Origin of the sequence: Streptococcus mitis, from assembly GCF_047464035.1 — a bacterium.
GTDB classification, from domain to species: Bacteria; Bacillota; Bacilli; order Lactobacillales; family Streptococcaceae; genus Streptococcus; species Streptococcus mitis_DX.
The window spans coordinates 62,052-73,646 of sequence record NZ_JASHCQ010000004.1 but is presented as its reverse complement, the minus strand read 5'-3'; the positions used below and the strand labels follow the sequence as shown (position 1 = coordinate 73,646).

General features: G+C 42.2%; 9 protein-coding genes. All 9 read left to right on the top strand.

Annotated elements, in window-relative coordinates; genetic code table 11:
* Positions 1-62: 62 nt before the first annotated feature.
* A complete protein-coding gene (locus QM818_RS02585) occupies positions 63-1,394 on the top strand; it encodes a glycosyltransferase (RefSeq protein ID WP_414299876.1) in 1,332 nt (443 codons plus the stop codon).
* A gap of 1 nt (position 1,395) precedes the next feature.
* Entirely contained in the window at positions 1,396-2,751 is a 1,356-nt protein-coding gene (locus QM818_RS02580) for a sodium:solute symporter family transporter (RefSeq protein WP_064275784.1), read from the top strand.
* Positions 2,735-3,439 (top strand): acylneuraminate cytidylyltransferase family protein, encoded by a 705-nt coding sequence (locus tag QM818_RS02575; protein ID WP_064275785.1) that lies wholly within the window; start codon positions 2,735-2,737, stop codon positions 3,437-3,439. Before QM818_RS02580 ends, QM818_RS02575 begins: the two co-directional genes overlap by 17 nt.
* Complete coding sequence (locus tag QM818_RS02570; RefSeq protein WP_414299875.1) at positions 3,436-4,314, top strand: glycosyltransferase family 52; 879 nt, start codon at positions 3,436-3,438, stop codon at positions 4,312-4,314. The genes QM818_RS02575 and QM818_RS02570 overlap by 4 nt, the downstream gene beginning before the upstream one ends.
* A gap of 160 nt (positions 4,315-4,474) precedes the next feature.
* Positions 4,475-5,173: a ribonuclease III gene (gene rnc, locus QM818_RS02565; protein ID WP_414299874.1), complete on the top strand. Its 699-nt coding sequence runs from the start codon at positions 4,475-4,477 to the stop codon at positions 5,171-5,173.
* Positions 5,164-8,703, top strand: coding sequence for a chromosome segregation protein SMC (gene smc / locus QM818_RS02560; protein ID WP_414299873.1), 3,540 nt, complete (start codon positions 5,164-5,166; stop codon positions 8,701-8,703). The genes rnc and smc overlap by 10 nt, the downstream gene beginning before the upstream one ends.
* Complete coding sequence (locus QM818_RS02555; protein WP_247939638.1) at positions 8,700-9,494, top strand: Cof-type HAD-IIB family hydrolase; 795 nt, start codon at positions 8,700-8,702, stop codon at positions 9,492-9,494. Before smc ends, QM818_RS02555 begins: the two co-directional genes overlap by 4 nt.
* Positions 9,494-10,312, top strand: a complete 819-nt coding sequence (locus QM818_RS02550; RefSeq protein WP_078238409.1) for a Cof-type HAD-IIB family hydrolase — start codon at positions 9,494-9,496, stop codon at positions 10,310-10,312. Before QM818_RS02555 ends, QM818_RS02550 begins: the two co-directional genes overlap by 1 nt.
* A 3-nt stretch (positions 10,313-10,315) precedes the next feature.
* Positions 10,316-11,584 carry a signal recognition particle-docking protein FtsY gene (ftsY, locus tag QM818_RS02545; RefSeq protein ID WP_049546507.1) on the top strand — a complete coding sequence of 423 codons (1,269 nt, stop codon included), beginning with the start codon at positions 10,316-10,318 and terminating at the stop codon, positions 11,582-11,584.
* Positions 11,585-11,595 lie beyond the last annotated feature (11 nt).

Here is an 11,595-nt window from a genome sequence, read left to right as displayed (position 1 = left end):
TTTTCTCCCTTTTGTGAGGGGAGATTTTTCACTTTTGTCAAATGAAAATAGGGGAGAGAAATATGTCAAGAATTATTACGCTTCATTCTTTTACAGAAATACAGAGATATGGTTTTGAAACTACTCAGTTTTATCGAGCACGTATAGCAAGATATCTAGGAATAGATTATCTCCATCTTCTGACAAATCCTCAAGTTAGACCTGACTGGAAAGCTGATTTAAAAAAACTTGGATTTTTAGAAAAGGAATTAATCTGTGTTCCTCATAGTTTTTCCGATATAGGGCATGATTCCTTATCGGTTAAGCCTGAAACTCTCAATTTATCAGATAGTGATACGCTTGAACTCACTGCAGATGGTTTTGTCTCTTCTCTTACGTTAGGAGATGGCTCAGGTCGTTACTATTATACAAGTGGTCCATTTCTGTTTGAGAGTTTTAAGAAAAAAGAGTTACAGTGGTTTCATAAAAACGGAGACTTAGCGCTCGAGGGACGTTTCATAGACCCATTCATAGAACCTTCTCCTGTTTCTTTATTTTATCCTGAATATATTTTTCGAAAAGATGGAGTTATTTACTCTGAAGAAGATTTACTTATCAAATTTTTGGTTGATATAGCTCAGGATACAGACTTAATTATTCGCGATCAACAAAGTATACCAAAGCCTAGTCTATGGAGATATATGGAAAACACTGGTAAGAATTACTATGAAGTGATTCATTCAAATGTTTTAATGAATATATCACATGCTAATTTAAGGAAAAAGAATAACTATCTAGTTGCAAGTGAATCGCTAACAGAATCATTGCGTCAACTAGATTATAACGCGAGATTTTTAGCTCCCATTTTTACAGAAAAGAAAGGGGAAGTTAAAGATATTGGTCCTATTTTAGACTATTGTTTAGTAGGGCATATGGAGGAAATAAAGAATATTGATCTGGTTATTGAAGTTTTTACGGAATTGTATAAACGCGGCTCAAATGTTCATATTACCTTTTATGGTGGATCGGAAAAAAGATTACAGCAACTTCGGAATCAGTATAACCTTCCACCAATAATTCAATTAAAAGGTATCGTTAACGAAGTGCCTTATCATCTGCACCAATGCTATCTGTCTGCAAGTTACACAGAGTTATTTGCCAATGCCTGTGTTGAAGCCTTGAGTCAAGGTTTGTTAGCCTTATTATCGGATGTGGAGATTGCCCATCGTTTCTATGCTGGCCAGTCCAATGCTATCAACTTGTTTAAAACCAAATCAGAGTTGATTCAAAAGATAGAAGAGATGGAACAGCCTGATTTTTATCTATTAAATGAAAAAAATCTAGCTTTGGCCTCTCGCTATTCTCTGGAAAAAGTAGCTCACATATACCGAGAGCTATTAGATAGGAACTTCTAGGATGTTGGGAATTCTAGTCACCCTATCGCTTTATTTCTGCTTGATTTCCTGGATTGCCTATCGGAAAAAAGGGAGCGAAGAGGACTATTATCAGGTTAAGAAAGCTGTTCCAGTGACAGTTTTGGCCTTCTCAGTTTTTGCGACCTTGCTCAGTCCCATTTCCTTTCTGACTCTGGTGGGGAATGCCTATACAGGTAGGTCCTATCTCTGGTTTGCCCAATGTGGCATCTTTCTAGCCATTCCACTAGCTCATCGCTATTTTCTGCCCCTCTATCAAAAGGGAAACTATGAGACAGCCTATCATCTTTTAGAGGAAAAGTTTCAATCGACTGGCATTCGTTCACTGGCCTCAGGTCTTTTTATCCTCTACCAGTTGGGGCGAATAGCAGTGGTGACCTACTTGTTGTCTCAGGCCTTAGCGCCCTTTATCCCTATCAATCAGCTGATCTTGTCTGGTTTACTCCTTCTCTTGACGGTCTATTATCTGGCAAGTGGTGGTCTCTTGGTTGTGCTGTGGACGGACTTCTTTCAGGGCTTGGTCCTACTGGCTATATTGGTCCTATTTCTACCAAGAATTACCCAATCTGGTTTAGTCGTGAATAGCAGTCAACAGCTATCTCACTTTGCAGAGACGCTGGATGGGAAGACGGTCTTTATCTTAGTTGCAGGAGCAGGTTTTAGTAGCTTGTTTTCCTACGTTTCTTCGCAGGATATCGTCCAACGTTTTAATAGCAAAATGGGGCGTCAGAAGATTGGAAAAATCTTATGGCTACAGGGACTTTTGTCCTTTGGGATTGCTAGTTTACTGTATCTGATTGGCTGCTTAATTCGTCAGGAAAATTTCGCTACCACATCGACCAATCCTGTTCTCATCGCTTACGCTCGGGAAGGTCTGGCACCTTGGTTTGGTGGTTTTATCATGCTGGCTCTCTTGGCAGCAGGCCAATCCACAGTTTCATCCAGTATGAATGCAATCGTGACCTGCTTGAAGTTGGATTTTGCTTGGTCAAAGATTCGCTGGTCGCCAAGTCTCTTATCCTTTGTCTTAGCAGGTCTGTCCTGGCTCCTCTGCCTCTTGCTCATGAATGCAGAAATCTACTCCATCTACGAATGGATTAACGGCTTTATGGGCTTGACACTGGGTGTGATTGGTGGTTTGTACTTCTTGGTCTTACTCCTCAAAAGACCGAGTTTACAGTTAGCCAAAATCTATCTGGTCTTTAGTCTAGGAGCCTTGGTTCTCTATCATTACAGTGGCCTTTTTGCCAACCCCAATCCCTGGTTAAATAGCATCATCACTACCCTATCTGCCCTTTTTATCTCAATTCTAGGAAGACTATATGAAAGCAACATCTAAACCCATAGCTGTCATTTTGATCCGTTCGGGTTCACGCGGCTTAGTGGATAAAAATATCAAACCGCTTGCAGGCAAACCCTTGGTTTTCTATACCATTGAAGTCGCTCTAGCCTCCAAGTTATTTAGTGACATCTGGGTCTCCTCAGACTCACTCGCCTATCTAGAACTCTGTCGTCAAGCTTATCCAGAGATTTGTTGTGTCCATAGACCGAAAGAATTGGCCCTATCAACAACCTCTAGCTTAGAAACCTTACGCGACTTTTTACAGCCCTTTGAGGAAGAGCAGGTCTTTGTGAATCTACAGGTGACCTCACCCTTGAGAGAGGTGGAGCACCTCGTCGAGTCCTATCAACTCTACTGTCAGTCTGGGGCCGACCATCTGATTTCCTGTGTTAAGGCAGACAAGAGTCGTAGTCTTTACTTGCAGTTAGTGGAGTCGTCATTTATCCGTCCGCCTCAGGTTTCCAAGCACTATGCTCGGCAGAAAGAGCCTGTCTATTACTATCCCAACGGTAGTATTTGGATTTCTCGCAAGGACCTTTACCTACGAGATGAGACCTTTTACACAGATAAGACAGTAGCCTATGAAATGCCCAAACTCTATTCTTATGATATCGACGATGCCTTGGACTTTGAAGTCGTTGAGACCTTGCTGCAACATCACCACCTAGGAGAATCAAAGAGATGAAACACCTCATCATTGCCACAACGCCCTTGCAGGCCAAGATTGCCCAGCATATCAAGGGGCTCTATCCTAATCAGGACTTTGTCAGCCTTTATGTCAGTCCTGTCAAAAATGCCCGTCAGGAGCATTATGCTAAGAATTTTGACCATGTTCACTATCCTCAGGATGCAGAGGACTTGGCTCAGATTTGTCAGGAGCTTGCCGGCGACTATGACACCATCTTTTATGCTAGTTTTGACAATAGCTTGATTCTGGACTTGGTTGCTAGTTCAAATTACCAGCACCTCATGAGTTTTGATGATGGCTATGCGGATATTTACCCTTTGGGAATGTATGCCCTCCCTCTTCAACCTATTCAGGTGGGACCTTTGGGCTTGACCAGAGATGACTTGATTGAGCGGACGGAAAAGCACTATACCCTCTATCGCAGTGACTACCATGTCGTAGCTAGAGAAAAGCTTGTTTATCTGGAGCATTTTTTTGACCTGCCACAAGCACCCGTCTCAAATGGTAAGACGGTCAAGGTCCTGTTGGGGCAAAAGTTCTCTGAAGAGGACGATCAGATCTCCATCCGTTTTATCAGTACCTATGCCAAGGCTTTGGCAATTGATCTCTATCTGCCTCATCCAAAGGAAACCTTCACTATTCCAAACGTGACTTACTTGGAGACGGAGCTGATCTTTGAAGATGTCCTAGCCCAACTCTTTCAAGAATACGAGTTCGTTCAGGTCTATCACTTCACCTCGTCTGTCAGCCTCCATTTGAAAGACCTGCCCCATGTGACCATCACAGGCATTTCCCTCCCCTACTATGAGGATCGTCAAAAAGAATTGCGACGCTTAGGTTGTCAGTTTGAAACGATTTCCCTTGGCTGGTAGCTTAAAGTAAATAACTTTTACCCGTTATTCTAATATTTTTCCATTTTAATAGTAGTCGATAAGTTCCCTTTAGTCTCTTGTTTTCTCCCGTTTTAAAGTGACTCAGGGGGCTTTTTTTGATATAATAAAAAGGACTGTTATCAGTTAGAAAGAGGTTGGTATGAAAGAATTACAAACTGTACTTAAAAACCATTTTGCAATCGAATTTGCAGACAAAAATTTACTGGAGACTGCCTTTACTCATACGAGTTATGCCAATGAGCACCGCCTCTTAAAAATTTCACACAATGAACGCTTGGAATTTTTAGGAGACGCTGTTCTACAGTTATTGATTTCAGAATATCTGTATAAAAAATATCCTAAAAAGCCTGAGGGTGACTTGTCTAAACTCCGTGCCATGATTGTCCGCGAGGAGAGTTTAGCTGGTTTTGCGCGTGATTGTCAGTTTGATCAGTTTATCAAGCTGGGTAAGGGGGAAGAAAAATCTGGTGGTCGCAATCGTGATACCATTCTTGGTGATGCCTTTGAAGCCTTTCTTGGTGCCCTCCTTTTGGACAAGGATGTGGCCAAGGTCAAGGAATTTATCTATCAAGTCATGATTTCTAAGGTTGAAGCAGGCGAATTTGAGATGATTACAGACTACAAAACCCATCTCCAAGAGTTACTTCAGGTCAATGGGGATGTGGCTATTCGTTATCAGGTGATTTCTGAAACGGGTCCTGCCCATGATAAGGTCTTTGATGTAGAAGTTCTTGTTGAAGGAAAGAGCATTGGTCAAGGTCAAGGTCGTTCTAAGAAATTAGCAGAGCAGGAAGCTGCCAAAAATGCCGTTGAGAAAGGGCTGGATTCATGTATTTAAAGGAAATCGAAATTCAGGGATTCAAGTCTTTTGCTGACAAGACTAAGGTTGTCTTTGACCAAGGTGTGACGGCAGTTGTTGGACCCAATGGATCTGGAAAGTCGAATATTACAGAAAGTCTGCGTTGGGCCTTAGGGGAGTCCAGTGTTAAGAGTCTCCGTGGTGGCAAGATGCCAGATGTCATCTTTGCTGGAACAGAAAGTCGTAAACCGCTCAATTATGCTTCTGTGGTTGTGACTCTGGATAATCATGACGGATTTATCAAGGATGCTGGTCAAGAAATCAGGGTAGAACGCCATATCTATCGTAGTGGAGATAGCGAATACAAGATTGACGGCAAGAAAGTCCGTCTACGTGATATTCATGATCTTTTCTTGGACACAGGTTTGGGACGAGATTCTTTCTCCATCATTTCCCAAGGGAAGGTTGAGGAGATTTTCAACTCCAAGCCTGAAGAACGCCGTGCCATTTTCGAAGAAGCTGCAGGAGTTTTGAAATACAAGACTCGCAGAAAAGAAACAGAAAGCAAACTGCAGCAAACTCAAGATAATCTAGACCGCTTAGAGGACATTATCTACGAGTTGGATAATCAAATCAAGCCTCTTGCAAAACAAGCAGAGAATGCTCGTAAGTTTTTAGACTTGGATGGTCAACGCAAAGCTATTTACTTGGATGTTTTGGTTGCTCAAATCAAGGAAAATAAGGCTGAACTAGACTCGACAGAAGAAGAGTTGGCTCAGGTTCAGGAACTATTGACTAGTTATTATCAAAAGCGTGAAAAATTAGAAGAAGAAAATCAGAATCTTAAAAAAGAACGCCAAGATTTACAGGCTGAAATGGCCAAAGACCAAGGCAGTTTGATGGATTTGACCAGTCTGATTAGTGATTTAGAGAGAAAATTAGCCCTATCGAAATTAGAATCTGAGCAAGTAGCCATCAATCAACAGGAAGCACAAGCCCGTTTGGCTGCTTTAGAGGATAAGAGAAATTCTCTAAGTAAGGAAAAAGCTGAAAAAGAAGCGAATTTGGCACAGTTAGATGAAAATCTAGTCCAAAATAATCAAAAACTCAATCGATTAGAGGCTGAATTACTGGCTTTTTCAGATGATCCAGATCAGATGATTGAGCTCTTACGTGAACGCTTTGTATCTCTTTTACAAGAAGAAGCGGATGTCTCAAACCATCTGACCCGTATTGAGAATGAATTGGAAAATAGTCGTCAGCTTTCTCAAAAACAAGCAGATCAATTAGAAAAGCTGAAAGAACAGTTAGCTACAGCTAAAGAGAAGGCTAGTCATCAAAAAGAAGAGCTTGAAACTGCCAAGGAGCAGGTTCAGAAATTACTGACCGACTATCAAATCTGTGCCAAGGAGCAAGAGGAGCAGAAAACTTTCTATCAAGCTCAACAAAGTCAACTCTTTGACCGTCTGGATAGTCTCAAAAACAAGCAGGCTAGAGCCCAAAGTTTGGAAAATATCCTGAGAAATCATAGTAACTTTTATGCAGGTGTTAAGAGTGTTCTCCAAGAAAAAGACCGCCTTGGTGGGATTATTGGGGCAGTCAGTGAGCACCTGATCTTTGATGTCCATTATCAAACTGCCTTGGAGATTGCGCTTGGAGCTAGCAGTCAGCATATCATCGTAGAAGATGAAAATGCGGCAACCAAAGCGATTGATTTCCTCAAACGAAACAGAGCTGGTCGTGCAACCTTCCTTCCTTTGACTACGATCAAGGCGCGTACGATTTCTAGTCAGAACCAAGATGCTATTGCTGCAAGCCCAGGTTTCCTTGGGATGGCAGATGAGCTGGTTACTTTTGATACTAGACTGGAAGCTATTTTCAAGAACTTGCTAGCAACAACAGCTATTTTTGATACTGTAGAACATGCGCGTGCAGCAGCTCGCCAGTTTCGTTATCAGGTTCGTATGGTGACTTTGGACGGCACAGAGTTGCGCACAGGTGGTTCCTATGCAGGTGGAGCCAATCGCCAGAATAACAGTATTTTTATCAAGCCAGAGCTGGAGCAATTACAAAAAGAAATTGCTGAAGAAGAAGCAAGCTTGCGTTCAGAAGAGGCGGCTTTGAAGACCTTGCAAGACCAGATGGCTAGATTGACAGAAAGTTTAGAAGCCATCAAATCTCAAGGAGAGCAGGCTCGTATTCAGGAGCAAGGCTTGTCCCTCGCTTATCAGCAGACCAGTCAGCAAGTTGAAGAGCTAGAAACTCTTTGGAAACTCCAAGAAGAGGAATTAAATCGTCTTACTGAGGGAGATTGGCAAGCAGATAAGGAAAAATGCCAAGAGCGCCTTGCTACAATTGCCAGTGATAAGCAAAATCTGGAAGCTGAGATTGAAGAGATTAAGTCTAACAAAAACGCCATCCAAGAACGCTATCAAAACTTACAGGAAGAGCTAGCGCAAGCTCGCCTGCTTAAGACAGAACTGCAAGGACAAAAACGTTATGAAGTTGCGGATATTGAACGTTTAGGCAAGGAATTGGATAATCTGAATATCGAGCAAGAGGAAATCCAGCGCCTTCTTCAAGAAAAGGTTGATAATCTTGAGAAAGTTGATACAGAATTGCTCAGTCAACAGGTTGAAGACGCCAAAAACCAGAAAACAAGTCTTCAACAAGGTTTGATTCGCAAGCAGTTTGAATTGGATGATATAGAAGGTCAGCTGGATGATATTGCCAGTCATTTGGATCAGGCTCGCCAACAGAATGAGGAGTGGATTCGCAAGCAAACACGTGCTGAAGCTAAGAAAGAAAAGATCAGCGAGCGCTTGCGCCATTTACAAAGCCAATTAACAGACCAGTACCAGATTAGCTATACTGAAGCTTTAGAAAAGTCTCATGAGTTGGAGAATCTCAATCTGGCAGAGCAAGAGGTTAAAGATTTAGAGAAGGCTATTCGCTCACTGGGGCCTGTCAATTTGGATGCTATTGAACAGTACGAAGAAGTTCACAGCCGTCTGGATTTCTTGAATAGCCAGCGAGATGACATTTTGTCGGCGAAAAACCTGCTCCTTGAGACTATTACTGAGATGAATGATGAGGTCAAGGAACGCTTTAAGTCAACCTTTGAAGCTATTCGTGAGTCCTTTAAAGTGACCTTCAAGCAGATGTTTGGCGGAGGTCAAGCAGACTTGATATTGACTGAGGGCGACCTTTTAACAGCTGGTGTGGAGATTTCTGTTCAACCTCCAGGTAAGAAAATCCAGTCGCTTAACCTCATGAGTGGTGGTGAAAAAGCTCTATCAGCTCTTGCCTTGCTCTTCTCCATTATCCGTGTCAAGACCATTCCATTTGTTATCTTGGATGAGGTAGAGGCTGCACTGGATGAAGCTAATGTTAAGCGTTTTGGGGATTACCTCAACCGCTTTGATAAGGACAGCCAGTTCATCGTCGTAACCCACCGTAAAGGAACCATGGCAGCAGCTGATTCTATCTATGGAGTGACCATGCAAGAATCAGGTGTCTCAAAAATTGTTTCGGTGAAGTTAAAAGATTTAGAAAGTATTGAAGGATGACAATTAAACTAGTAGCAACGGATATGGACGGAACCTTCCTAGATGGGAATGGACGCTTTGATATGGACCGCCTCAAGTCTCTCTTGGCTTCTTACAATGAAAAAGGGATTTACTTTGCAGTGGCTTCGGGGCGCGGATTCCTATCTCTAGAAAAATTATTTGCTGATGTTCGTGATGACATCATTTTCATCGCGGAAAATGGCAGTTTGGTAGAATATCAAGGTCAAGACTTGTATGAAGCGACCATGTCTCGTGAGTTTTATCTGGCAACTTTTGAAAAGCTGAAAACGTCACCTTATGTAGATATCAATAAATTGCTCTTGACGGGGAAAAAAGGCTCTTATGTGCTAGATACAGTTGATGAGACTTATTTAAAAGTGAGTCAGCACTATAATGAAAATATCCAAAAAGTAGCGAGTTTGGAAGATATCACAGATGACATTTTCAAATTTACAACCAACTTCACAGAAGAAACGCTGGAAGCTGGGGAGGCTTGGGTAAACGAAAACGTGCCTGGTGTTAAGGCCATGACAACTGGCTTTGAATCCATTGATATTGTTCTGGACTATGTCGATAAGGGTGTGGCTATTGTTGAATTGGCTAAAAAACTTGGTATCACAATGGATCAGGTTATGGCTTTTGGAGACAATCTAAATGACTTGCATATGATGCAGGTTGTGGGACATCCTGTGGCTCCTGAAAATGCACGACCAGAGATTTTAGAATTAGCAGAGACTATGATTGGTCACCATAAGGACCAGTCGGTTATCGCTTATATGGAGGGCTTATAATGGCAGATATAAAATTGATTGCATTGGACTTGGATGGGACCTTGCTGACTACTGATAAAAGGCTGACGGCTCGTACCAAGGCAACTTTGAAAGCTGCGCGTGATCGTGGTATCAAGGTCGTATTGACAACTGGTCGTCCCTTAAAAGCTATGGATTTCTTTCTCCATGAGCTAGGGACTGACGGTCAGGAAGATGAGTATACGATTACTTTTAATGGTGGTTTGGTTCAGAAAAATACAGGTGAAATCCTTGATAAGACAGTCTTTTCCTATGATGATGTGGCACGCTTGTATGAGGAAACAGAGAAATTATCACTGCCTCTTGATGCTATCTCAGAAGGAACGGTTTATCAAATCCAATCGGACCAAGAAAGTCTTTATGCCAAATTTAATCCAGCATTGACCTTTGTTCCAGTGGACTTTGCAGACTTGTCTAGTCAGATGACCTACAATAAATGCGTGACTGCCTTTGCTCAAGAACCCTTGGATGCAGCCATTCAGAAGATTTCTCCAGAATTGTTTGACCAATATGAAATCTTTAAATCACGTGAAATGTTGCTAGAGTGGTCACCAAAGAATGTTCATAAAGCAACAGGTTTGGCTAAACTAATCAGCCATCTTGGAATCGACCAAAGCCAAGTCATGGCCTGTGGTGATGAGGCCAATGACCTTTCTATGATTGAGTGGGCAGGACTCGGTGTTGCCATGCAAAACGCTGTTCCTGAAGTCAAGGAAGTCGCAAATGTGGTAACTCCTATGACCAACGATGAGGAAGCTGTCGCCTGGGCTATCGAAGAATATGTGCTAAAGGAGAATTAAGATATGGGATTATTTGACCGTCTATTCGGAAAAAAAGAAGAACCTAAAATCGAAGAAGTTGTAAAAGAAGCTCTGGAAAATCTTGATTTGTCTGAAGATACAGAAGCTGAGGAAGTTTCTCAAGAAGAAGCAGAAATTGCTGAAGAAGCTGTGCTTGAAGAAGAGAAAATCCAAGACACAGTTGAAGAAAGTATGGATTCAGAGCCAGCTGTAGAAGTTTCTCAAGAAGAAGTCGAAGAATTTCCAAACTCAGAAGAAGTCTCAGAGGAAGAAAATCCTGAGTTCATAGAAGCTGTAGAAGAAAATAGTTCTGGAGTTCTTGAAGCAGAAAGGCCTCAGGTAGAAGAAACTGTTCAGGAAAAATATGACCGCAGTCTTAAGAAAACTCGTACAGGATTTGGTGCCCGCTTGAATGCCTTCTTTGCTAACTTCCGCTCTGTTGACGAAGAATTCTTCGAGGAATTGGAAGAACTGCTGATTATGAGTGACGTTGGTGTTCAAGTCGCTTCTAACTTAACGGAGGAGCTACGCTACGAAGCCAAGCTTGAAAACGCCAAGAAACCTGACGCACTTCGCCGTGTCATCATTGAGAAATTGGTTGAACTTTATGAAAAAGGTGGCAACTACGATGAAAGAATCCACTTCCAAGATGGCTTGACAGTCATGCTCTTTGTTGGTGTTAATGGTGTTGGGAAAACAACTTCTATTGGGAAACTAGCTCACCGCTATAAACAAGCTGGTAAAAAGGTCATGCTGGTTGCGGCAGATACCTTCCGTGCAGGAGCAGTAGCCCAGCTTGCTGAATGGGGCCGTCGTGTAGACGTTCCAGTTGTGACTGGACCTGAAAAAGCTGACCCAGCCAGTGTAGTCTTTGATGGAATGGAACGTGCCGTGGCTGAAGGTATCGATATTCTCATGATTGATACCGCTGGTCGTCTGCAAAACAAGGACAACCTTATGGCTGAGTTGGAGAAGATTGGACGCATTATCAAGCGTGTTGTGCCTGAAGCACCACATGAAACCTTCCTGGCACTCGATGCTTCAACTGGTCAAAATGCCCTGGTACAGGCCAAAGAATTTTCAAAAATTACCCCTTTGACAGGAATTGTCTTGACTAAGATTGATGGAACTGCTCGAGGTGGGGTTGTTTTAGCCATCCGAGAAGAACTCAATATTCCTGTAAAATTGATTGGATTTGGTGAAAAAATCGATGATATTGGCGAGTTTAACTCAGAAAACTTTATGAAGGGTCTCTTGGAAGGTTTAATCTAATCAGAAACAAA

Excerpts from the sequence above, each read along its gene's own strand:
- QM818_RS02585 (WP_414299876.1), top strand. The coding sequence starts at position 63 with ATGTCAAGAATTATTACGCTTCATTCTTTTACAGAAATACAGAGATAT.
- QM818_RS02580 (WP_064275784.1), top strand. The coding sequence starts at position 1,396 with ATGTTGGGAATTCTAGTCACCCTATCGCTTTATTTCTGCTTGATTTCC.
- QM818_RS02575 (WP_064275785.1), top strand. The coding sequence starts at position 2,735 with ATGAAAGCAACATCTAAACCCATAGCTGTCATTTTGATCCGTTCGGGT.
- QM818_RS02570 (WP_414299875.1), top strand. The coding sequence starts at position 3,436 with ATGAAACACCTCATCATTGCCACAACGCCCTTGCAGGCCAAGATTGCC.
- rnc (WP_414299874.1), top strand. The coding sequence starts at position 4,475 with ATGAAAGAATTACAAACTGTACTTAAAAACCATTTTGCAATCGAATTT.
- smc (WP_414299873.1), top strand. The coding sequence starts at position 5,164 with ATGTATTTAAAGGAAATCGAAATTCAGGGATTCAAGTCTTTTGCTGAC.
- QM818_RS02555 (WP_247939638.1), top strand. The coding sequence starts at position 8,700 with ATGACAATTAAACTAGTAGCAACGGATATGGACGGAACCTTCCTAGAT.
- QM818_RS02550 (WP_078238409.1), top strand. The coding sequence starts at position 9,494 with ATGGCAGATATAAAATTGATTGCATTGGACTTGGATGGGACCTTGCTG.
- ftsY (WP_049546507.1), top strand. The coding sequence starts at position 10,316 with ATGGGATTATTTGACCGTCTATTCGGAAAAAAAGAAGAACCTAAAATC.